Raw genomic sequence first — 23,753 nt, 5'->3', positions numbered from 1 at the left:
AGCACTTGACAAATGATAACGATTACATTATACTATAACTAGCTAAAACGTTTTAGGAGATTGAAATGAAATTCTTACTAATGATTCAACGTCTTTTAGCCAGTATGATTGACCTCATCGTTGTTTATTTGCCAGTCTTACTGATAAGCAGTAGCTTATTTCCAAGGCTGGGGAGTTTTAATCAACTTATAGCAGCTTTTCTCTTCATTGCTTACAATGCTCTAGCAGTGGCGAGTTTTGAGGGCAAAACCATTGGTAAATATTTTGCCAAGCTACGTGTAGAAGCTTTTTCAAAAAATTTAGCAGATGTCGCACAAAGGGAGGGAATTAAGATTTTATATTTAATACCACTCGCTGGTTGGTTCTTTATTGGTGTGAGTCTTGTCACCTATGGTTTAAGAGGTCAATTTTTGCACGACTGGCTCGGGAAAGGAAAGGTAATTATAGATGGTAGATAACTTATCCACTTGGTCTTTACTTTCACCCTTGGTCATGACAGTATTGGTAAGCTATGCTATTGCATGGTATTATCGTGAAAATTATGATCCGAAATACTATTTAAGAGCTTATATACTTTATACGATTGCGTTTTTAATAACGAGTCCGGTATGGCATATTCCTCTTATCTTGATTTTAGGTATCATCCTTTTAGGAGCAGTCGTACTTATTTTCAGAAACCAACACTATTTTGATAAATAATTTTTTTAACTAAAACTAAAACGTTTTAGTGATAAGGAGTAATAAATAAATGAGCGCAAGAATGAGTTATGGAGATTGGACAATTAGTCAAGAAGGCTTTGATGTCCGTTATCTTGGAAAAACAGAAAGTGTGATGAGCTTAGGGAACGGGTATATCGGCTCACGCGCGGCAGAAGAAGAATCTTATATCGGTCAAAGCAGGGATACATTTGTTTCAGGAACCTTCAACTATTTTGATATAAATGAAGTCACTGAGTTGCCAAATGTCCCCGATGTTTGGGGCATGGATTTTCAAATTAATGGTCAGCCATTTTCTCTTTTGACAGGAAAAATTGAAACTTACAAAAAAACGCTTAACTTAAAAAGTGGTCTCCTCACGCGAGAAGTGAGGTGGTCTAAAGACGATGTGTCCCTAAAAATGACTTTTAAACGTTTTATCTCCAAAAAACGGCGGCATATTATGGCTGCGCAAGTTCATATCGAAAATCTTGGTTCTCCTGTTTCCATTGGCATTAAAACAGGTATCAATGGCCAAGTATCAAATGAGGGAAGTCAGCATTTTACGGAAGGTGAAAAGGGCCTCATTGATGGTAAGATTTTACAAATGTGTCCACAAACCACACACCGTAAACTGGATTTTGTTATTTCAGTTTGCCATGAGTTGAAAAAGGTTCAAGCCACATCCCGTCCGGAAATTGGGCGGCGCAGTTTCTCTATGAACTTTGATTTTAAACTTGCAGAAAATGAGCAGGTCACCTTAGAAAAGCGTGCTTCTGTTTATACCAGTATTGATAATGATATCAACGATTCCAGTATTCAAAACATGCGCCATGTGGCAGTAAGTGAACTTCAGGACTTGGAAAGTCAAAGTTTTGAAGAGCTGCTTGCTGAATCTACTCAGGCTTGGGCGGAGATCTGGCAAAAGCATCCTATAAAGATAAAATCTGAAGATCTACGTGACCAACTGGCGATTCGTTTTGCTAAATATCATTTACATAGCATGGTACCTGCCCACGATGAGAGAATGAATATCGGAGCTAAAGGCTTATCTGGCCAAGGTTATAAAGGCCATACCTTTTGGGATACAGAAGTTTTCATGTTGCCTTATTTTACTTTTACGCATCCAGAAATTGCCGAGAAATTGTTGACTTACCGTTATTTAGGATTAGCTGGTGCACACAAGAAGGCCATTGACAATGGCTATGAAGGTGCGCAGTATCCTTGGGAAGCCGCTTGGCCTACAGATGGTGAGGTGACACCGGTCTGGGGAGCAGCGGATATCGTAACAGGAAAGGCCATGAAAATCTTGTCTGGCTTTATTGAACAACATATCACCTCGGATGTAGCTTTTGGGGTAAAACAATATCTCGATGTCACAGGAAATCAAGCTTTCGCAAATGAAAAAGCTTATGAAATATTAGTAGATACTGCTAAATTCTGGGCTTCCAGATTAGAATTTGATACCTCTAGTGCTCAATATGTCATTACAAATGTTATGGGACCCGATGAATATAAAGAAGAAATTAACAATAATGCTTATACGAACTACACGGCACACTGGAACATTTCTTATGTTATTGATTTGATTGAACATTTGAAAGCTAAAAAACCAGAAGTGTACGCTAGATTAGATGAGAAATTTAACTTAGAGGCGCTACAGGCTGATCTTAAAGCGAAGGTTGATAAAATTTTCTTGCCTCAACCTACAAATGCTGGCATTATTCCGCAAGATGATAGCTATTTAAGCAAGCCTGAACTTGATTTGACCAAGTATAAATCAGCAGATGGCGTTGATGGCCTCTTCCATGACTATAATTTGCACCAAGTAAATGGTTTCCAAGTGACGAAACAAGCTGACGTATTGTTACTCATGCTGTTGTTTGAAGGATTGTTTGAAAAGGAATTAAAACTTAAAAACTTTGATTACTATGAGCCAAAAACGACACACGATAGCTCACTGTCGCTCTCGACGCACGCTATTTTATCTGCAGACTTAGGTAAGCTCGATCAATCCTATGACTTTTTTAAGCAAGCTATGAATATTGATATGGGAGAATACATGAAATCTTCCGATCCTGGCATTCATGCGGCATCTTTAGGAGGAATATGGCAAATGGTGGTATTTGGTTATGGTGGCGTACGTATGATTGAAGGTAAGCTCCGCATTGAACCCAATCTACCTCAAGCTTGGTCTCATTTATCGTATGGTTTCGACTACCAAGGACAAGCTATTTCTGTTGAAATTGGTAAAGGAAAAATGGCTCTGACAAAAGCAGAAGGTCCTGCTCTACAATTTATCCATAAAGATCAAATCATGAATCTTGAAGACACATTAACAATTACGCTATAAATTGGGCATTTCTGCCTCTAAAATAAAGGAGTTTTTCAAATGAAAAATTGGAAAAAAGTAACAATTTTCGGCACAGCAGCCTTGGCTGCTTTAACATTGGCGGCTTGTGGTCAGGGAACGTCCTCTGCAGAAGATGGTAAAAAGCTAACTATTGGTTATTGGAAAGGGTCTGATACCGAAAATGCAACTCTTGATAAAATGATTAAACAATTTGAAGAAGAAAATGATGTGGATGTTGTCCCTAAAGTTTATACAGATATCACCACACAGTTACCAACAGATCTGTCGGGCGGTACAGCACCGGATGCTTTCTATATTGACTCGGCGTTCTTTCCCTACTTACAGGAGCAAGGTGTGTTGAATGATCTGTCAGACGTTATTAATCAAGAGGATTTCTATCCAACGATTTCAAGTGCTTTTGAAGCAGATGGAAAGCCTTATGCTGCTGCAAAAGATGTTTCTACACTGGCAATTTATATTAATAAAGACATTTTTGAAAAAGCAGGGATTGATCAAGCCAGCATTCCAAAATCCTATGAAGATCTGGTCAAATGGGCACCTGAAGCTCAGGCTAAGATTGATGCAGCATATGGCAAAGGCAAGGTTTATCTGATTAACCAAAATGCTGATTTGGCACGTACATGGCCGTTCCAAATGGCAAGAGGAACGTCACCAATTACGGAGGAGGGTAAGTCTGATCTGGCTAATCCAGATTCGATAGCAGGTCTTCAAACGATTGTTGACTTGTTTAATGCGGGTGCAGCAGCAACTCCACAACAGGTTGGTGCTGGCGATGAAGGTGCAGGCTTTGCGACAGGAAAATTTGCAATGACTCTGACCGGAAACTGGAATTATAAGGTTTATTTGGATGAATATAAAGACTTGAACTTTGATATCATCCCTAACCTGACCTATCAAGGGAAGCCGATGACCATGCAATTTACTGTCGGGTGGGGCGAGTATAAGAATACTAAATCAAAAGACTTAGCAGATAAATGGATTAAGTTTGTAACCGGTAAGGAAGGAATGACAACATGGACAAATGGTGTGGGTACCTTAGCAACTCGTCCAGATGTAGCTGAAGGATCAGCATTCTTGAAAGAAAATCCACGCTTGCAAGTTCATCAAGATTCGATTAAATTTGCGACATCATGGCAGTCCGGTACTAACTTAACGACCGTTCAGAATGCTTTTGGAAACTTTATACCAACAGCTTTTAAACAAGGTGCAACTGCAGATGATTTAAAAGCAGCAATGGAAAAAGCAGATAAAGAAGCCAACAGTAAAATTGGAAACTAATTAATATTTGGACAGTCAGTAAAAAATTTGAGAGTATCAGAGTTCTGGTACTTTCATAAGAGTTACTGACTGGAGGAAAAACTATGGAAAAACAAAAACGTACCAAGAGCCAGATTTCAGAAATGATTCAAGGCTATGGATTCATCACACCTGCATTGTTAATCATTTTAGTCTTCTTTGTTTTAGCGATTCTTTTCGCTGTATATTTATCCTTCAATGATGTTAATCTCATCATGCATACTTACGAGTGGAATGGATTTAGAAATTATCAAAATTTATTTCAAGACAAGCAGCTACTTCGTGCCTTGCAAAATACGGGTTTCTTTGCTCTTGTTGTTGTGCCTGTGCAAACGATTATCGCCTTAGTCATTGCTTACATTTTAGCTTCCAAGGGGATTAAAGCTAAGAAAATGTTTCGACTCATTTATTTCTTACCCACTTTGACTTCAAGTGCCGCTTTGACATTGATTTTCATGTTTGTCTTTAACCTTAATGGCCCAATCAATGGCTTTCTTGAAAGCATCCATTTGATTGATGGACCGATTAACTTTATCAATGATACAGACTGGACGTTGAAAGTAATTATGGTGATGAATATTTGGTCTACTGTACCTTACTTTATGACCATCTACCTTGCTTCGTTGGTTGATTTACCAGATGCCATGTATGAAGCAGCTGAAATCGATGGGGCGAATGCTTTCCAAAAATTGCGTTATATCACGATTCCTTATTTGCGTCCGATTACAACCTTTGTTTTGCTCACAGGTATTATTGGGACATTCCAAATGTTTGACCAAGCCTATATCTTTTCTGGAGGAACGGGAGGACCTGAAAATTCAACCTTGACAGTCAGTCTCTTGATTTTCCAATATGCTTTTGGTCAACAAAATCAAATGGGGTATGCAGCGGTCATTGCGATTATGCTTGCGATAATCATCTTCGTAGTCTCACGCATTGCTGAAAAATTGAATGGAGGAAATGGGCATGAGAAAAACTAAAAAGCAAAAAGCCTTGAAAATCTTACTTTATACTATCCTGATCATCTATGCTTTCGTCACTTTCTATCCTTTCATGTGGGCAGTAGCAGCATCATTTAAACCCTTAGCCGAAATTACATCAGGAAATTTATCGCTCTGGTCTGATAACTTTACCTTGGAACAATACCGCTATCTCTTTGATCCTGTTTCAGGCTCTCTTTTCCCACAGTGGTTGATGAACTCTATTATTATTTCTGTCATTGGTACAACTGTGAATATTTTCTTAAATACAATGGCTGGTTATGCCTTAGCTCGTCTCCAGTTTCCTGGACGTCAACGCATTTATTATGGCATTTTAGCGATGATGATGGTTCCCACTCAGGTTCTTCTCATCCCCAACTATTTGATTATCCAAAACTTGGGCATGATGGATTCCTTTGCTGCATTGATTTTACCTATGGCAATCAACATTTCAAATATTTTTATGATGCGTCAATTTTTCTTAAACTTCCCTAAGGACGTTGAGGAAGCCGCACGTATTGATGGCTTATCACGGGTAGGAACCTTCTTTCGTATTGTGATGCCCTTGGCTAAACCATCCATTGCAACACAGGGTGTTTTCGTCTTCATGGGCTTTTGGAATAATTTCCTCTCGCCCATGCTTTATTTGAAAACACAGAGTAAATTTACGCTGACTGTAGGTCTTCAAATGTTGCAATCAGCTGACCAAGGAGGACAGATGTGGAACCGCGTGATGGCAGCTTCAATCCTCACGATCTTACCTATCATCGTTCTCTACATCATCTTTAACCGTTACTTCTTACAAGGTGTACGTATGGATGGAGAGAAATAAACACGAGGATGAATAAATAATGAAAAATTTTGAACTACGACTTGAGGACTTAGGCAACCATTCTTCAGGAAATATTGAAACTCTCTTTGCCCAAGCTAATGGTTTTATGGGGATACGTGCCAGTGAGCCAATAGCCACAGCACAAGCTACGCCGGGTGTATTTGTAAATGGATTTTATGAAAAACATGAAATTATTTATGGAGAAAATGCTTATGGTTATGCTAAACATCATGAAACAATGATAAAACTGTTTGATTTACGACGAATCGATATCGAAATAGATGGTGAAGTGCTTGAAGTCTTAAAAAATCAAGAGCGCTGTCTAGATATGCAAACAGGTTTACTTCATGAAACGTTTGTTTATGAAACAGTTTCAGGGAAACAAATTATGCTGAGTTTAGAATCCTTTGCAAGTCATGCAGATCGGCAAGTGTATGCCCAATACTGGACAATATCAGCACTGAATTTCTCTGGTCAAGCTAAGATTACGAAAAAGGCACGGTTAATTCAGCCGCAAGCTGAGAAAGCATTTGACCCACGGGTGCGTGAAGCCAGCACACAAATGCACCAAGAAGGAAATTGCTACCAAACTTTAAATAGTCAGTTGAAAATTTATGTTAAGTTCGATGCTTTTGAAGGGACAATTGATTTGAGAGAAGGTCAGGATGTTAGCCTGACACAGCTTTACCAAATATCGAAGGCCAATCATTTTGAGACACATTCTTATGAAGCATTGAAAAAGCAACAAATTGATATTTTTAAGGCCTTCTGGGAGAGTTCCAATATCGAAATCAACGGGGATGATGTGCTGCAAAAAGGTATTCGAGTAAATCTTTTTCATCTGTTCAACTCTGCTGGTCGAGATGGAAAGACGAACTTTGGAGCGAAAGGTCTGACAGGTGAGGGATACGAAGGACATTATTTCTGGGATACTGAAATGTACTTATTACCTTTCTTTATTCACACGCAGCCAGAACTGGCTAAGCAACTCCTAACCTATCGTATACATATTTTACCTGCCGCACAAGCGCGAGCAGCAGAGCTTGATTTTAAAGGTGCTTTATATCCTTGGCGGACAATTTCAGGCCAAGAAACCTCAGCCTACTTTCCAGCAGGCACAGGACAAGTTCATATCAATGCAGACATTGCACATGCTTTTAGACTTTATCATAAAGTCACAGGTGATGATACCTTTATGGAAAGAGCCAAATCAGTTATTTATGAAACGGCCAATTTTTGGTTATCTTACGGTTTCTTTTCAAAACGAGGTTTTGAGATTCACGAAGTCACTGGACCAGATGAGTATACAGCTTTGGTTAATAATAATTACTATACGAATAAAATGGCCCAACAAAACTTGAAATACGCTGCCGAACTTGCTCAACAATTTGGTGATAAAGATGAGAAGAGTAAATTATGGGCTGAAGCGGCTCAGAAAATGTACTTTGTACCTGTCAATGAAGCTGGTATTACGCCGCAAGATGAATCTTTCTTGACGAAAGAAGTCTGGCATTTTGAAGATACACCTTCAGAAAATTATCCCTTACTGCTTAATTATCATCCCATGAAAATTTATAAACATCAGGTTTTAAAGCAAGCGGATACTTTACTTGGGCATATGATTTTCGCCGGTGAAACAAAGCGTGAACAAATGGGGCGGGACTTTGATTATTATGAACCAATGACCACCCATGACAGTAGCTTGTCACGTGCGGTTTATGGTGTTGTCGCGAGTCATTTAGGACGTCATGATTTAGCTTATGAATTCTTTAAAGATGCGGCTACAATGGACCTGACTGACCTGCAAGGGAATGCCAGCCATGGCATTCACGCGGCCAATATGGGAGGCTCTTGGCTAGGATTAATCTACGGCTTTGCAGGTTTACATCTTACAGCTGATGGCTTTGCTGTCAAAAATAATCTCCCAAAGGAGATAAAAGGGCTTAGATTTAAGATTAAGTTCAAAGGACAAACTAAAATATTTGAAATTGGAGAAATTGAGCATGTTTAAAGCAGTTTTATTTGATCTTGACGGGGTGATTGCAGATACCGCAGAATACCATTATCAGGCGTGGCGAATTTTAGCAGAGGAACTAGGAATTGAGGGAGTCGATCGTACATTTAATGAGCAACTCAAAGGCGTTTCACGAGAGGATTCTTTGAGGAAAATATTATCTTTAGGAAACCGAGAAAATGATTTTTCTATGGAAGAATTTGCCACACTAACAAAACGGAAAAATGACAATTATTTACAGATGATTCAAAAAGTCAGTCCAGCAGACGTTTATCCAGGGATTTTAGAGTTGCTGCAAGAATTAAAGGACTGTGATATTAAAATTGCTTTGGCTTCAGCTTCTAAAAATGGTCCGATACTTTTGGAGCGTATGGCATTAACCCCTTATTTTGATTTTATAGCAAATCCAGAAAAGGTTGCAGCCTCAAAACCAGCACCAGATATTTTCCAAGCGGCAGCAGCAGGAGTTGGTATTTCTCCAGAAGAAGCCATTGGAATTGAAGATGCACAGGCAGGAATTACAGCTATTAAAGCTGCGGGAAGTTTACCTGTTGGAGTAGGGTGTGCGGAAGACTTGGGCTCCGACATTACTTTAGTGCCTCAGACGGACTGCCTAACTTTAAATTATTTGACAGAAATTTGGGAGAAAAATAAAGGTGCTTATTAAAAGTACCTTTTTATTATTATGTGTTGGCTTTTACCTATGAAAATGAGGCTAGGAAAGTTGTGGTTTACTTACAGTGAACACTCTTTTTGTCAAAAGTGTTTGACACTCATCACTCATGGAGCCTATAATTAAAAGTGCTAAAATAGAAGTAGTCAAAAATTTAAGCGTAAGAGCTCTTGGATTTTCAGGAATATTTCCACAGAAAAAACAAATGACACCGTTTTTTCTGATGAAAAACCAAATAAATGCTTTTACATAAGGACTTTATCATGAAAAAAACTATGGATGGGAATATGGCAGCCGCACATGTTGCGTATGCTTTCTCTGAAATTGCAATGATTTACCCCATTACGCCAAGTTCACCAATGGCTGATTATACAGATGCTTGGTCGATTTCGGGCCGCAAAAATATTTGGGGACAACCTGTTAAACTGAGCGAGATGCAATCAGAAGCAGGTGCTGCTGGAGCTTTGCATGGTGCCATAAAAGCTGGAGCTCTAGCAACAACATTTACCTCATCTCAGGGGCTTTTACTGATGTTGCCCAATATGTATAAGATGGCAGGCGAACTTCTTCCTGGGGTTATCCACGTGGCAGCACGTGCTATTGCAACAGGTGCACTGAATATCTCAGGCGATCATTCGGATGTTATGGCAGCGCGTTCCACAGGTTTTGCCATGTTAGCAGCATCTAGCGTCCAAGAAGTTATGGACTTGTCAGCTGTATCCCACCTGACAACAATTGAAGCATCGGTGCCCTTTTTAAACTTCTTTGATGGTTTTCGCACCTCACATGAAATCCAAAAAATTGATGTTCTGGATTACGAAGACCTAGCAAAATTGATTAATCAAGAGAAATTAAGTGCTTTCCGTCAACGTGCGATGAATCCAGACCATCCAACTGTGTCAGGAACCAATCAGAATGCTGATATCTATTTCCAACAGCGTGAAACGGTCAATCCATATTATGAGGAACTTCCTCAACTCGTGCAAAAATACATGCGGGAAATAAATCACTTGCGTGGGACGGACTATGATCTGGTAGATTACTATGGAGCACCAGATGCCGAAGAAGTTATTGTAAGTATGGGATCTGTTGCCGGAACAGTTAAACAAACTGTTGATTACCTGAATCATCAAGGGCGCAAAGTAGGCTTTTTGAATATCCATCTTTACCGTCCATTTCCCTCAGAAAATTTTCTTGAAAAATTACCTAAAACGGTGACTTCACTTGCCGTACTTGACCGGACAAAAGAAGCAGGAAGTAATGCTGAGCCTCTTTTACTCGATATTAAAGATTTGCTGTTTGAGCAAAATATTTCTGTTATTGGTGGACGTTACGGTATAGGTGGTAAAGATACGCGACCAGAGCACATCGTGGCAGTTTTCGAGCAGCTGAAAAATAAATCTGTGAAGCAAAGCTTTACTATCGGTATAGATGATGATCAGACTCATCTTTCCTTACCGCTTGCAGGGAACTTGGATCTCACTTCAGCAGATACTTATCAAGCAAAATTTTGGGGCTTTGGTTCAGATGGGACCGTGGGTGCAAATAAAGCTGCTATCAAAATCATTGGTGACCATACGGACAAATATGTTCAAGGTGCCTTTGAGTACGATTCGAAAAAATCAGGTGGACTGACCGTAAGTCATTTGCGCTTTGGTGATAGTCCTATTCAGTCGGAGTATATGATTTCGCATCCTGACTTTGTAGCCTGCCATAATACAACTTATGTGCGCCAATATGATTTAACAAAAGGCTTGCGCCCTGGAGGGATTTTCCTCCTCAATACAAGCTGGACAGATGAACAACTTGATCGAAATTTACCTGCCCAGCTTAAAAAGTATATTGCGAAAAATGCGATTCGTTTCTACACAATCGATGCTGCTAAAATTGCACAAACCACTGGTTTGGGACGACGCATTAATACCATCATGCAAGTTGCTTTCTTTAAGTTGACCAACATTATGCCCTTTGATAAGGTCTATGCGATTCTTAAAGAGGATGCACAGAAGTATGCCCGTAAATCGCCAAAGATTGTAGAGCAAAATTTACAAGCTATGGAAGCAGCTCTGCATCATTTACATGAAGTAAAAGTACCTACCTCATGGGCTGACACAGAAGAAAAAGTTACCAAAGCCGCTCCGGCAGACACAGCACGTAAACGCTATGTTTTCAACTTTTTAGATAAGGTCAATGCCTTTGAAGGTGATCAATTAACTGTTCAGGATGTGGCTACCAATGTAGCAGCAGGAAGTAGTCCGCTAGGGATTTCTGCCTTTGAAAAACGAGGCATTGCTTTGGAAGTTCCCGAATGGAATGGCGCTGCTTGTACGCAATGTAACGAATGTTCTTTTGTCTGTCCACATGCTGCTATTCGCCCTTTCCTCGCAGATGAAGATGAATGGAATGTGGCGCCAGAAGGCTTCAGCGTGATGGATTACCGTGGCAAAGACGGTCTGAAGTACCGGATTCAAGTTTCCGTAGAGGATTGTACAGGCTGTGGACTCTGTGTGGAAGCTTGTCCGAAAAAAGGGCAAGCCCTAAAAATGGTACCTTATGAAAGTCAAAAAACTCAAGCCATCAACTGGGCTTTTGGGATGACACTTAAGCAAAAAGAAAATCCAGCACGCTCTGGTACAGTCGCTGCTACACAGTTTAACCAACCACTCTTTGAGTTTTCTGGTGCGTGTTCTGGCTGTGGGGAAACGCCTTATATCAAACTGCTTACACAGATGTTTGGTGATCGTATGATGATCTCCAATGCCACAGGATGTTCTTCTATTTATGGGGGGACACAGGCTGCCCCTTATGCCACAAATAATGTTGGGCAAGGTCCAGCATGGTCAAATTCGCTCTTTGAAGATAATGCTGAATACGGTTATGGTATGTGGTTTGCGAGTCAAACAAGACGGCAAAAACTTGCAGCACAGGTTAAGGTAGCTCTACCTGAAATGTCGGATACCTTAGCACAGTTAGCTGAGGATTGGCTGGAGCACCTGGAAGATTCTGAAGGTACAAGAGCACGTGCTGAAAAGTTCAAAGCCGTGCTTAAAGAGGAAAAAGAAAATTCAGCTCTGCTACAAGAAATATATAATGAAAAAGACCAATTTGTAAAACCTACACAGTGGATTTTTGGTGGCGATGGCTGGGCCTATGATATTGGATTTGGTGGATTGGATCACGTTATTGCCAGCGGTGCAGATGTAAATATCCTCGTTATGGATAACGAAGTTTATGCCAATACAGGTGGACAGGTTTCCAAAGGTACACCGGCAAGTGCGATTGCGCAGTTTGCTTCTGGCGGAAAGGTTGCTGCGAAGAAAGATCTTGGCTTTATGGCTATGACTTACGGCAATGTTTATGTCGCTCAAATCGCAAGTGGTGCAAACATGATGCAAACAATCAAAGCCTTTGATGAAGCGGAAAAACATAAGGGCCCTTCTCTAATTATTGCCTATACACCATGTATTACACATGGAAACTATGAGGGAATGAGCAAGGTGCTTGATGAAGCAAAAGCTGCAGTAAACAGTGGCTATTGGCAACTTTACCGCTACAATCCAGCACTTGAAGAAGTTGGAAAAAATCCTCTGACATTAGATTTTAAACGTCCAGATTTTGGACAAGTCAGAGAATTGTTGGTGAAACAGTCTCGCTTTGCCAATCTTATGAAGGTCAATGCAGAGCAAGCAGAATTGCTTTATGCAAAAGCTGCGGCAGATGCGAAGAAAAAATTCTTACGGTATGCCCGAATGTCAGGGGATTACGAAAAATTTATTGCTCGTGAAGCAAAAGCTTCGGATAAAAAAGCTGCGCAGCCAGTTCGTGAAAAAAGAGAAAGAAAAGAACGCCCAGTAGATCCTGAGCGTGAGGCAAGACGAGCTGCACGAAAAGCTGCACGTCAAGCAAAATAAAAAAGAGAAAAGCGGCAACTTAGTGTAAGTCGTTTTTTCTTTATGTGGGAGATAACATAAAGAAATGTATTTTTGGTATAATAGTAAAGAATAAGTCAGTGAGGAGGGCAGTATGTGAGTGATTTTAGTCAAATTTTTAATCTTGACTTCTGGCAAAAAATATTGGAGTTAAACCAATCGCCTTGGCGTGTGTTCATTTCAATCATCGATATCGCTATTGTAAGCTTTTTTCTTTATTTAGCTATGCGTTTTGTACAAGGCACAAAGCTGGTCAGCTTAGTACGTGGTGTTATTATTTTTGTTCTCATAAGAATAGTTGCTGGTTTGATCGGTTTGACCACTTTAGAGTGGCTACTCAATCAAGTAATTACCTATGGTGCGATTGCCGGTGTTATTATCTTTCAACCAGAAATACGTAGAGCTTTGGAAGGATTAGGTCGGACGACCAATCGGTTATCCGGTGGACGCAACCGGTCTATCAATAGCTATATTGAGGCATATGAAAAATCTTTTGCCTATATGTCTGAGCGTAAAATTGGAGCACTCATTGCTATTGAGCGAACACAAACTCTGAGTGAGTATGCTTCCACAGGGATAAGGTTAGATGCAGATATCTCCAGTGAATTAATCATCAATATCTTTATCCCGAATACGCCTTTACATGATGGGGCAGTGATTATTCAAGATGATAAAATTGCTGTAACCAGTGCCTACCTTCCTTTAACTGAGAAAACGGGAATATCCAAAGAGTTTGGGACACGACATCGTGCAGCTATAGGTTTATCAGAATCTTCAGATGCTTTAGTTCTTGTTGTTTCGGAAGAAACAGGAGGAATATCTATCGCTTATAATGGTGAGTTGTACGCGGATATTTCAAAAGAAGTGTTCCATGAAAAACTTATCGCTATTTTGGGACCAGAAGAAACAGGAGGCAAAAAATAATGAGAAATAATTTTTTCGCTTCAAAACTTTTTACAATCTTAGCTTCCATTTTCTTTGCAGTAATTTTATTCTTTAATGCAAGCTCTGCTGCGTTGAGAAATCAAGGTAACTCAACAACTGGAGAAGTTTATACGACAACTATTTCCAATGTACCAATTGAAATTAAGTATAATTCAGATGAATATTTTGCCAGTGGTTATAATAATACTGCTAATGTCTACCTGACAAGTTACAATCGTGTTCAGATTAATACAGAAGAAAACCCGGATTCTCGGAACTTTTATCTTGTGGTGGATTTATCCAATGCAAAAGAAGGAACAGTGACGATGCCCGTACGTATCCAACAACTTCCTAATGGCATAAATGCACAAATTGAACCTACAACCTTGACCGTTCGCTTAGAAAAGAAAGCCAGTGCTGAATTTAATGTAACACCCTTGATTGAACAAGCGCAGCTACCAGATGGTTTCAAAGTTAATGACATCAAGCTGAGTCAAGAAAAAGTCAAAGTAACAGCAGGTGAAACAAGCATCAAACAAATCCATGCCATCCAAGCGGCCTTACCAAGTGATGCATACTTAAATGATGATTACTCTGGTACGGTTACCTTGCATGCAGTTGATGCTGACGGAAAATTACTTCCCGCACAAATCAGTCCGGCGACAGTGCAAATGAAAGTGAGCGTGGAAAAGCCGTCAAAAACAGTCCCAGTTAATGTGAAGAAAACGGGAACACTTGACCAAAGTCTTTCAGACATGAAGACGTCTCTCTCTCAGAAGACAGTCACCATTTCAGGAGAACAAAGTGCTCTAGATAAGATTAATAGTGTTGATGCGACGGTAAATATATCTAATATTACGGAAAAAGAGACTGTAAATGTCGATATACAGGCAGATGGAGCAAGTGTGAAACCTAGTCAAGTAGAAGTAACAATGACTCCAGTAAAAAAATAAATAAGTAAAAAAAGAAAAGAGAAGAAAAAAATGGGTAAATATTTTGGAACAGATGGCGTTCGTGGAGAGGCAAATGTAGAGTTAACGCCAGAAATGGCCTTTAAACTTGGGCGCTTTGGTGGCTATGTTCTTAGCCAACATGAAATCGGAACACCAAAAGTGTATGTAGCACGTGATCCACGTATTTCGGGTCAGATGCTTTCAACAAGCCTTATTTCAGGTCTGTTATCAGTAGGGATTGAGGTTTATGATTTGGGTGTTATTGCTACACCAGGAGTGGCTTATTTGGTCCGTAAAGAAGAAGCCTCTGCAGGGGTTATGATTTCTGCCAGCCATAATCCAGCCTTGGATAACGGAATTAAGTTCTTCGGAGCAGATGGTTTTAAACTTGACGATGATAAAGAGTTAGAAATCGAAGCTTTGATTGATGCTGAAGAAGATAAATTACCACGACCTTCTGCTGAAGGTTTGGGAATTTTACACGATTATAATGAAGCTGTACGTAAATATCAAGCATTTTTGAAAACAACAGCTGAAGGCGATTTTGAAGGTTACAAAATTGTACTCGATACAGCCAATGGTGCTTCATATACATCTGCGCGTGCTGTGTTTGCTGATTTAAATGCCGAACTCACAGTGATTGGTGAAAATCCAAATGGACTTAATATTAATGACGGTGTTGGTTCAACACACCCAGAGAAAACAGCAGATACGGTTGTAGAAACTGGAAGCGACATTGGTCTGGCTTTTGATGGTGATGCGGATCGTCTTATCGCAGTAGATGAAAATGGTAATATCGTTGATGGTGACAAAATTATGTTCATCGTTGGGAAGTATCTCCTTGAGCAAGGGAAATTAGCAAAAGATACCGTAGTTACAACTGTAATGTCTAATCTTGGTTTTCATTTAGCATTGGAAGAAGCAGGTATGAATTCCGTAGTAACGGCTGTAGGTGACCGCTATGTTGTGGAAGAAATGCGTAAAAATAATTACAATTTTGGTGGTGAACAGTCAGGTCATATGGTCTTCTTGGACTACAATACGACCGGTGATGGACAACTCTCAGCTATCCAACTTGTAAAAGTCATGCGTGAAACAGGTAAAAAATTATCAGAACTAGCAGCTGAAGTCACAATTTATCCTCAAAAACTTGTAAATGTTCGTGTAGCAAATAACGCTGCTAAAGAAGGGGCAATGGATATTCCAGCTATACGTGAAGTTATTACGGCCATGGAAGAAAAAATGAACGGCAAAGGCCGCATCCTTGTCCGCCCAAGTGGAACAGAACCCCTTCTCCGTGTTATGGCTGAAGCACCAACAGATGAAGAAGTAAATGAAGTTGTTGACACAATAGTTGACGTAGTCAAAGAAGAAATTGGCGTAAAACTATAAAAGAAAAAGATTCGTAAGGAATCTTTTTTTGTTCCCAGACATACTGCATGAAAGAGGGAAGTAGTCAATGGCCAAAGAAAAGACTCCTTTAGACTTTGCTAGAGTCACACAAGACCTTAGTGAAAAACAATCACTTCCGTTTTCCGGGATTTAATTACTAAAATTCACGTGTTGAGTTGTGCTATAATAAGGCTATGAAATTAAAAGTTAATGAAGAAAAGATGCTCACATTTGCAGAGCGTTTAGGTGGCCTTCTTCAGGCACAAGATATTGTTGTTTTGACAGGAGAACTTGGTGCAGGTAAAACAACCTTTGTGAAGGGTTTAGCTGTGGGCTTAGGAATTTCGCAGATGATCAAGAGCCCAACTTACACCATTGTACGAGAATACGAAGAAGGAAAGCTCCCTTTATATCATATGGATGTATATCGTGCAGGAGATGATCCTGACAGCTTTGACCTTGACGATTATCTTTTTGGTGAAGGCGTTTCTGTTATTGAATGGGGCGAGCTACTGGGAGAAAGTCTACCTGAAGCCTACTTAGAAGTGAAATTTGATAAATACGCAGACGGCTTTGCAACGGATGCTGAACGTGTCTTAGAACTTCTTCCACATGGACAACGCTATGAGGCACTACTAGGAGAATTATGAGCACAGAGTTACTGATTTGTGAAGCAACTCCTGAAGATAGCATAAAGCTTATTGCTTTTCTTAATCAGGTAGGAAAAGAAAGTCATTTTCTGACTTTAGATGAGGCGGGGATTCTTATGTCGCCCACGCAGATGCAAGATTACTTGACACAGATTCTTACGAAGGACAATAACGCTTATTTTCTAGCCTTTATTGGTCAAGAAATTGCTGGCGTTCTACATATTACGGCAGATTTTCACTATCGCATACGCCATATTGGGGATATTTTTATTGCTGTAAGTTCAAAATTTCAAGGTTATGGTATTGCTTCTTTTTTATTTGAGGATGCCCTTGAATGGATTGAGGAGATGGACGTGATAAAGCGACTTGAATTAACTGTTCAAAAACGCAACAAAGCAGCTATCCATTTATATGAAAAGTTTGGTTTTGAGCTTGAAACAGTCCAAAAATATGGCGCACGCGATGAACATGGACAATTGATAGATGTGTATCAAATGGTCAAATTTTTCTAAGTGAAATAAGAGTGATCAGATAGGAAAAAAGAAGCCTATCTGGTTGCTTTTTTCATTTCCTGTTGTTTATTTGTAGAAATTTGATATAATTTTACTATGAAACTTTGGAAAAAATCGCTGTTGATGATCGTTGGGATCATCGCCTTAACGGCTGGAGCAGCCACTGTCTATGTTTCGACAGTTTTAGATAGCACAACAAAAGCATTTTCGAAAACCTATGCGGAAGTTGGAAGCACAGATGCGGGAAAAATTATCAAAGCGACTGAGCCATTAACAATTTTACTCATGGGTGTCGATACTGGAGGAGCTGACCGCGGAGGATCAACCAGCTGGGATGGTAACTCTGACTCACAGATCGTTATGACCCTTAATCCCAAAACGAACACAACAACGATGGTTTCTCTTGAGCGAGATGTCATGTCAAACATTTTGGATAATAAGGGTAATACTGTTTCGACACAGAAGATGAATGCCGCTTATCCGATGGGGTATAATGCAGGAGGGCTGGAAACAGGTGTCCAATATGCCATGAAGACAATCGGAGAACAGGCTGGTATTAATGTTGATAACTTCCTCATGATTAACTTTGATGGCTTGGTTAACTTGGTCAATGATGTGGGTGGTATTGATATTGACAATACAACTGGGCAGACTCTTTATATCTCTGACACAGAGCCGGAGTACACTGCGAAAGTTCCACCAGGTAAACAACACATTAATGGAGACCAAGCGCTGGTTTATTCGCGTGATCGCCATCACTTACCTAATGGAGACTATGGTCGTGCAGCACACCAGCGTGAAGTTATTTCAGCAGTTGTGACGAAGCTCTTGGCATTGAACAATATCACTCAATATCAAAAATTCTTGGACGATATTAGTGAAGACATCAAAACAAATATTCCAATCAATGGCTCAACTTTAACTTCTTTATTAGGTTATAGAGATTGTTTTAATAAAGTAGTTTCGATTCAATATCAAGGGATTGATTATATGAATCCAGGAGATGGTGGTTCTTATCAGCTGTTGTCTACAAATACGACTTTAGCCGTTCAAAACGCTTTACGAAACTCTCTGAAAAAAGAGACAGGCAATAGTTTAAGTAATAATTTAATTACATACGAAACATTAACTGGTAATATACCTGATGCCTATTTCATGCCTTCAGCAACAGTAACAGAAAATGGCAAGTCAACTGTTTATGGTATTGATGTCAATGGTTCTTTTGTAAATCTTGACAGCAGCAATTCTGCTACCTATGTTGCGACAGATGGTAGCGCAGCGACAAGTGATAAGCCAACTTCATCGGATAAAACAAAATCTTCTGAAGAAAGTCAGGCTGATGCAACTACCCCAGATCCTTATGGGGCTTCTGTAGACGATGGCGCAGCATATGGAACGACTGACCCAGGAATGGGAGGTGCGAGTGCAGATGGTACAACCACTTATGTTGATCCTTATACAGGACAATAATTGCTTCAATTAGAAAAATATGATAGACTAGACAAGTAGTGTAAAAATCTACTTGTCTATTTTGGTCCGATAGCTCAGCTGGATAGAGCATTCGCCTTCTAAGCGAACGGTCGAGGGTTCGAATCCCCCTCGGATCATGGTGCCAAACCTCGCTCCGCCTTCGTGGCGGGGCATTTTTTGTTCTAAAAGTAAAGCTTAAAAGATGGCTTTTTAAATTAAAAAAATAAAGCACTTCATGGGAAGTGCTTTATTTTATACTATATATCGAAAGGCGTACTCCGCATTAGTTCAAAGTTAGCACGCGTAATCCAACTTTAAAATCTTTTTAAAAATTTCGACGGCAGCATCATAATCCTCATAAGGCAAATTATAGGCTTCAAGAAATTGATAAGTATTGATTTGCTCAACAACATCAAAGTGTGAGATGTAGTCAATCACACATTCTTTGAGCGACATCGTGCTAAAATCTTTCGTTCGGCTGTCTGATTTGTTTAATGCGTGTATCACTTCCTCGTTCACTTTACAGAGTAGCGCAAAAGAAGTGTCACATGGACAACCAGAAATTTCGATAAATTTTTGGAAGAGTTCAAAATTTCCGCCTTCGGACACAAAGATATCCCAGAGGAAGAGGATAGCTTCTTTATTTGTTCGTTTCTCCTGAGGGCTGGTTGTATCACATTCTCCAAGACGATAGCGATCATTATTCTTAATGTGCATTAACTCATGGCACAACTTAAAGGCCTTGACCGTTTTCGGATTAAAAATAGTAATCTTTTTTCTGTTATGTGTGACAGCATCCAATGGAAAATAGTTGTCCCCGATAACTTCAATTCCATATTTTTCTATCTCAAGGATTATACGCTCTATTAGTTCCTGTTCGTTCATAGAGCCCCCACTTAGTCTTCAAGACGCTTACCTAAAATAAGTTTTAATGCCGTTTTGACTTCATCAGTAAGTGGTTTGCCATCAAAAGACACCCATTCGTCCCAGTCAACCTTACTCTCGTCTACTAAAGGAGCAAGGTCGATAGGTTCTTGATGATTGCTTTTTTCTTGGTGACCAAGGAGATAATCAACACTGACATTAAAGTATTTGGCGACTGCTGTTACTTTATCAACACCAGGTGTTTGTTTACTCCAGCGGCGTATTGTTCCATTACCATAGCCCAGATGTTCTTCAATTTGTCTGATGGATACATGCTTTTGGGCCGCTAACTCTTTTATTTTTTCGTATAAATCCAAATTTATTAACCTTTCAGAATAGCTTTATCTGTTTGTAGCATATTAGTATATTCTTCACTTGACATTTTATACCAATATGCTATAATATTTCTTGTAAAGAAGATTTGCAACTTTTATAAAGAAGTCCTATAAGGTATGTGTGAATAAGAATATACACACCAATCAATAGGTTTTTCATTCTACATTAATTGTAGCTTATTAGTATACAAAAGTCAAATTGAGATAGACAAAAGTTCTATAAAAGATGTGAGTTGAAAAAAGGTATAGAAAGGAAGAAGATATGACAATAATCCAGACAAAAGTTTCTAGGGCTAAAGAAAGAGTTAAAATATCGCAAAGGAAAAGCAAGCAGGAAGAATTAGTCTTTGAGGAGGAACTGCTCAAGCTAGAAATAGAGCGACGCAAGCATGAAAGTAAGGAGAAACGTAGAATGCGGCGTAAGATGCAAAGAGAAAAAATGCTTGCCAACTTGCATCAAAATAATTAAGGAGAAAGACGATGAAAAAGTTATATGCGGTTTATAGAGGAGAAGCATTTTTAGATTGTGGAACAGCCAGTGAACTTGCAGCGCGTTTTGATACTAATCTAGAAAATGTCTATTCAAAAGTTAGTAAAGAACGCAAAGCAAGAAGTAGGGGCCAGTCTTTTTCAGACAATACTTTGCATTGGTATAGCTTTGATGATGGTAATGATGAGAACATCTGGCTTTCTTAGCAAAAGGTTCCTTTGGGTGACTCCAAAACGTATGTGGGCATTTCTGGCTTCTATATTGACATATAACATAGTTGTGTAAAAGAGCTTCTAACCTAAATAATGCAAGGTTAGTCGCATTAAAGGGTTTTCAAAATAGAGTAGAAAGTTTGCAGAATAAGGGAAACTCTAAATTAGGTTAGACAAATCTATACTTGATTTTGCTATAATATAAACATGACTAGATATATGGCAACGATTGCTTATGATGGCACAAATTTTGCAGGTTTTCAAACCCAAAATAATCAGCGGACTGTACAAGAAGAGATTGAAAAAGTTTTGACAAAATTAAATTCTCACCAGACTGTGATATTGCATGGCTCAGGACGTACAGATTCGGGAGTGCATGCGCATGCTCAACGTATTCATTTTGACTTACAAGGGCAGCGAGATGAGGAACGTTTACGTTTCGCTTTGGACACGCAAACCCCATCAGATATTGCCTTTCGTGAAGTCATACAAGTTGAAGAGGATTTTCATGTTCGCTTTAACAAGCATGAAAAGATTTATGAGTATTTTCTGGAGAACAGTAAAGTTCGGAGTCCTTTTCACCGTTTGTATCGTGCACATTTTCGCTATCAACTTGATGAAGATTTGATGCGACAAGCTCTAGCAGATTTGGTTGGTACACATGACTTTACTGGCTTTACAGCAGCTGGTGCTACAGTTGAAGATAAGATACGAACGATAACTCAAGCTGAGCTTGTAAAACTAGACGATGAAAACTATAAATTTATTTTTCGGGGCAATGGGTTTCTTTATAAACAAGTTCGTAATATGATGGGAACTGTGATTAAAATAGGAAATGGGCGGATGCCTGTCTCGCAAATTAAAAAGATTTTAGAAAGTAAAAATCGCGACCTAGCAGGTCCGACTGCTGCCCCAGAAGGGCTCTATCTCAAGGAGGTAATTTATTTTGACTAAAAATATTGTTGCTGTACATGACATTTCTTGCGTAGGTCGTTGTTCCTCAACAGTGGCGCTTCCGATTATTAGTGCTTATGGCATAGAGTGTCGACTATTGCCCACAGCGCTTTTATCAACACATACAGGTGGTTTTACCAACTTTACTTATCTTGACCTTACAGATGAAATGTGCAACATTATTCAAGCCTGGCAAGAATTAAATCTCCATATGGATGGAATTTATAGTGGCTTTATGGCTTCTGCGGAACAAATTGACGTGCTCAAAGACTTGATTGACATATATAAAGATGCGAATAATCTGGCTATAATTGATCCAGTCATGGCTGATCATGGGGAACTATATAGTGTTTTCGATATACACTTTGTAGAAAAAATGGGTGAACTTTTGCCTTATGCAGATGTTCTTTTGCCTAATATCACAGAAGCGTGCCTTTTAACAGGAACACCTTACCAAGAAGGTGTGCAGTCAGAAGCATTTATTGAAATGCTCATTGAAAAATTACAAGCACGTGGAGCAAAAAATGTTGTTTTGACGGGTGTTATGCTTGATGAAAAATATATTGGAGCCGCGGCTGCAAGAAGTACCGGACAGATTGACTATGTTTTGGCAGAAAAATTGCCAGGAGCTTATCATGGCACTGGAGATATCTTCGGTTCTGTTTTATCTGCAGAGTTAACTAATGGTAAAACTTTAGCCGCAGCAACACGAGAAGCTGTTGACTTTGTAGTTAAATCAATAAAAAATACACCAAAGTCTGCTGACAAACGTTATGGAGTAGAATTCGAGCAAACTTTGAAAAGTAAAAGAAAGCAGGAGCAATGAAGTATTCAACTAAAAAATTAACCCTGTTGGCTTTGTTAGCTGCCTTGACATTTGTCTTAGGCTATTTCACAAAAATACCTATTCCTGGTGGTTATTTTACCTTGCTTGATGCGGGTATTTTCACGACAGCAATGCTTCTTGGAAAACGTGAAGGTCTAATTGTTGGTGCACTAGCAGGATTTCTCAATGATTTTATTGCAGGATATGCGGCATACATGTTCTTTACCTTAGTCATTCATGGACTCCAAGGTTATTTAGGTGTTATAACAAAAAATAAAGCACTTAATTACGTGTTGGCTACTGTGGTTATGGTCGGCGGTTATTTTATAGCAGATATGTTTATTGTTGGAAGTTTAGCCGTGGCATTACCAGACATGGCAATCAATGCCGTGCAAACCAGTGTCGGTTTTGTCGTTGCTTTGCTTCTTACAGAAATTCTTAAGAAATCAGGTGCTCTTCATGGACTTAAAACAAATTAAAGAAGAAACAAAAACAATTATTGAAGATGTTATTGCAAAAACAGAGATAAAAGCTGGACAGATTTTTGTCTTGGGCCTATCTAGTTCCGAAGTCAATGGCGGTACAATTGGTAAGAACTCCTCAGCTGAGATCGGCGAAGTGATTGTCGGAACGATTTACGAAGCACTCAAGGCGCGGGATATTTATTTAGCTGTCCAGGCTTGTGAACACCTTAACCGTGCTTTACTTGTAGAGCAAGAATTGGCGGACAAAAAAGATTTGGAAATCGTTTCTGTTGTTCCACAGCTTCATGCAGGAGGGAGTGGACAAGTCGCAGCTTATAAGCTATTTAAGGCACCAGTAGAAGTTGAGCATATCACGGCATATGCTGGACTCGATATTGGCGATACAGCTATTGGAATGCACGTAAAGCATGTCCAAATCCCTGTGCGACCTGTCTTGAAAGAACTTGGCGGAGCGCATGTCACAGCTCTCAAATCACGTCCTAAGCTTATTGGTGGGGAACGTGCAAGTTATGAGTAAGTAAAAGTCTGGATAAGTACCTCACTGGAAATTTTGCATATGAGTTGGTAATGAAGGCAAAGTGTGAGAAAATGTATTTAACAATAAAGAGGGAGGTGCAGATGACATTCAAAGTCGAAGTAGATGACCTCAGAGGGAAACCAGTTGCTCGCGAGTCCTACTGATATTCACTAATTTCTAAAAGGAGGATAGATGGTCTTATCCTCTTTTTTACTCCAGATAAAATCTAGGACCTTGACAAAAAAATCAAAATCATATAGAATAATATTCGGGCACCGCTTTTTGCGGTAAAGTCAGAAGCTCCCTTACAAGAGG

The 23,753-nt window shown here is 39.5% G+C and carries 23 protein-coding genes and 1 tRNA gene; 22 read left to right on the top strand and 2 right to left on the bottom strand.

Annotation, left to right across the window (positions count from 1 at the left end; all coding sequences use genetic code 11):
* Positions 1-65: 65 nt before the first annotated feature.
* The 16 genes from BZZ03_RS05260 to BZZ03_RS05185 all read left to right on the top strand — a co-directional run bounded on the left by BZZ03_RS05260 (position 66) and on the right by BZZ03_RS05185 (position 18,832).
* A complete protein-coding gene (locus BZZ03_RS05260; protein ID WP_019292899.1) occupies positions 66-458 on the top strand; it encodes an RDD family protein in 393 nt (130 codons plus the stop codon).
* A complete protein-coding gene (locus BZZ03_RS05255; RefSeq protein WP_086582716.1) occupies positions 448-699 on the top strand; it encodes a hypothetical protein in 252 nt (83 codons plus the stop codon). Before BZZ03_RS05260 ends, BZZ03_RS05255 begins: the two co-directional genes overlap by 11 nt.
* 49 nt (positions 700-748) lie before the next feature.
* Entirely contained in the window at positions 749-3,049 is a 2,301-nt protein-coding gene (locus tag BZZ03_RS05250; protein WP_086582715.1) for a glycoside hydrolase family 65 protein, read from the top strand.
* 39 nt (positions 3,050-3,088) lie between these two features.
* Complete coding sequence (locus BZZ03_RS05245) at positions 3,089-4,348, top strand: ABC transporter substrate-binding protein (protein WP_086582714.1); 1,260 nt, start codon at positions 3,089-3,091, stop codon at positions 4,346-4,348.
* A gap of 83 nt (positions 4,349-4,431) precedes the next feature.
* Positions 4,432-5,346, top strand: a complete 915-nt coding sequence (locus BZZ03_RS05240) for a carbohydrate ABC transporter permease (RefSeq protein ID WP_019292895.1) — start codon at positions 4,432-4,434, stop codon at positions 5,344-5,346.
* Positions 5,333-6,178 (top strand): carbohydrate ABC transporter permease, encoded by an 846-nt coding sequence (locus tag BZZ03_RS05235; RefSeq protein ID WP_019292894.1) that lies wholly within the window; start codon positions 5,333-5,335, stop codon positions 6,176-6,178. The genes BZZ03_RS05240 and BZZ03_RS05235 overlap by 14 nt, the downstream gene beginning before the upstream one ends.
* Positions 6,179-6,197: 19 nt before the next feature.
* On the top strand, positions 6,198-8,189 hold the full coding sequence (locus BZZ03_RS05230; RefSeq protein WP_086582713.1) for a glycoside hydrolase family 65 protein: 1,992 nt from the start codon (positions 6,198-6,200) through the stop codon (positions 8,187-8,189).
* Positions 8,182-8,859: a beta-phosphoglucomutase gene (gene pgmB, locus BZZ03_RS05225; protein WP_086582712.1), complete on the top strand. Its 678-nt coding sequence runs from the start codon at positions 8,182-8,184 to the stop codon at positions 8,857-8,859. Before BZZ03_RS05230 ends, pgmB begins: the two co-directional genes overlap by 8 nt.
* 269 nt (positions 8,860-9,128) lie before the next feature.
* Positions 9,129-12,776 (top strand): pyruvate:ferredoxin (flavodoxin) oxidoreductase, encoded by a 3,648-nt coding sequence (nifJ, locus tag BZZ03_RS05220; protein WP_086582824.1) that lies wholly within the window; start codon positions 9,129-9,131, stop codon positions 12,774-12,776.
* Between the two features lie 114 nt (positions 12,777-12,890).
* A complete protein-coding gene (cdaA, locus tag BZZ03_RS05215) occupies positions 12,891-13,718 on the top strand; it encodes a diadenylate cyclase CdaA (RefSeq protein ID WP_019292889.1) in 828 nt (275 codons plus the stop codon).
* Positions 13,718-14,671, top strand: coding sequence for a CdaR family protein (locus BZZ03_RS05210; protein WP_019293423.1), 954 nt, complete (start codon positions 13,718-13,720; stop codon positions 14,669-14,671). Before cdaA ends, BZZ03_RS05210 begins: the two co-directional genes overlap by 1 nt.
* Before the next feature lie 30 nt (positions 14,672-14,701).
* Entirely contained in the window at positions 14,702-16,063 is a 1,362-nt protein-coding gene (gene glmM, locus BZZ03_RS05205; protein ID WP_019292887.1) for a phosphoglucosamine mutase, read from the top strand.
* A 194-nt stretch (positions 16,064-16,257) separates the two neighbouring features.
* Positions 16,258-16,713, top strand: a complete 456-nt coding sequence (gene tsaE, locus BZZ03_RS05200) for a tRNA (adenosine(37)-N6)-threonylcarbamoyltransferase complex ATPase subunit type 1 TsaE (RefSeq protein ID WP_061413705.1) — start codon at positions 16,258-16,260, stop codon at positions 16,711-16,713.
* Complete coding sequence (locus BZZ03_RS05195; RefSeq protein WP_086582711.1) at positions 16,710-17,225, top strand: GNAT family N-acetyltransferase; 516 nt, start codon at positions 16,710-16,712, stop codon at positions 17,223-17,225. The genes tsaE and BZZ03_RS05195 overlap by 4 nt, the downstream gene beginning before the upstream one ends.
* A 96-nt stretch (positions 17,226-17,321) precedes the next feature.
* Positions 17,322-18,695 (top strand): LCP family protein, encoded by a 1,374-nt coding sequence (locus BZZ03_RS05190; RefSeq protein WP_046401076.1) that lies wholly within the window; start codon positions 17,322-17,324, stop codon positions 18,693-18,695.
* Between the two features lie 63 nt (positions 18,696-18,758).
* Positions 18,759-18,832 (top strand) — tRNA-Arg (locus tag BZZ03_RS05185).
* Between the two features lie 157 nt (positions 18,833-18,989).
* Here the strand turns inward: BZZ03_RS05185 and BZZ03_RS05180 are convergent.
* Together BZZ03_RS05180 and BZZ03_RS05175 are read right to left on the bottom strand one after the other, a co-directional pair.
* A complete protein-coding gene (locus BZZ03_RS05180) occupies positions 18,990-19,580 on the bottom strand; it encodes a hypothetical protein (protein ID WP_019294176.1) in 591 nt (196 codons plus the stop codon).
* A gap of 11 nt (positions 19,581-19,591) precedes the next feature.
* Positions 19,592-19,936 carry an XRE family transcriptional regulator gene (locus tag BZZ03_RS05175; RefSeq protein ID WP_019292652.1) on the bottom strand — a complete coding sequence of 115 codons (345 nt, stop codon included), beginning with the start codon at positions 19,934-19,936 and terminating at the stop codon, positions 19,592-19,594.
* 280 nt (positions 19,937-20,216) lie between these two features.
* Here BZZ03_RS05175 and BZZ03_RS05170 point away from each other — a divergent pair, with 280 nt between their 5' ends.
* The 6 genes from BZZ03_RS05170 (at position 20,217) to BZZ03_RS05145 (ending at position 23,438) form a co-directional block, all read left to right on the top strand.
* Positions 20,217-20,423 (top strand): hypothetical protein, encoded by a 207-nt coding sequence (locus tag BZZ03_RS05170; protein WP_086582710.1) that lies wholly within the window; start codon positions 20,217-20,219, stop codon positions 20,421-20,423.
* 11 nt (positions 20,424-20,434) lie between these two features.
* Complete coding sequence (locus BZZ03_RS05165) at positions 20,435-20,650, top strand: hypothetical protein (RefSeq protein ID WP_019292650.1); 216 nt, start codon at positions 20,435-20,437, stop codon at positions 20,648-20,650.
* A gap of 213 nt (positions 20,651-20,863) precedes the next feature.
* Entirely contained in the window at positions 20,864-21,610 is a 747-nt protein-coding gene (gene truA, locus BZZ03_RS05160) for a tRNA pseudouridine(38-40) synthase TruA (RefSeq protein WP_061413699.1), read from the top strand.
* Positions 21,603-22,436 carry a pyridoxamine kinase gene (locus tag BZZ03_RS05155; protein WP_086582709.1) on the top strand — a complete coding sequence of 278 codons (834 nt, stop codon included), beginning with the start codon at positions 21,603-21,605 and terminating at the stop codon, positions 22,434-22,436. The genes truA and BZZ03_RS05155 overlap by 8 nt, the downstream gene beginning before the upstream one ends.
* Positions 22,433-22,915 carry an ECF transporter S component gene (locus tag BZZ03_RS05150; protein ID WP_019294173.1) on the top strand — a complete coding sequence of 161 codons (483 nt, stop codon included), beginning with the start codon at positions 22,433-22,435 and terminating at the stop codon, positions 22,913-22,915. Before BZZ03_RS05155 ends, BZZ03_RS05150 begins: the two co-directional genes overlap by 4 nt.
* A complete protein-coding gene (locus BZZ03_RS05145; RefSeq protein ID WP_086582708.1) occupies positions 22,896-23,438 on the top strand; it encodes a TIGR01440 family protein in 543 nt (180 codons plus the stop codon). The genes BZZ03_RS05150 and BZZ03_RS05145 overlap by 20 nt, the downstream gene beginning before the upstream one ends.
* The last annotated feature ends 315 nt before the right edge of the window (positions 23,439-23,753 follow it).

Origin of the sequence: Lactococcus petauri, from assembly GCF_002154895.1 — a bacterium.
GTDB lineage: Bacteria > Bacillota > Bacilli > Lactobacillales > Streptococcaceae > Lactococcus > Lactococcus petauri.
Note: the sequence above shows the minus strand (reverse complement) of the source record. Positions and strands in the feature narration are given on the sequence as shown.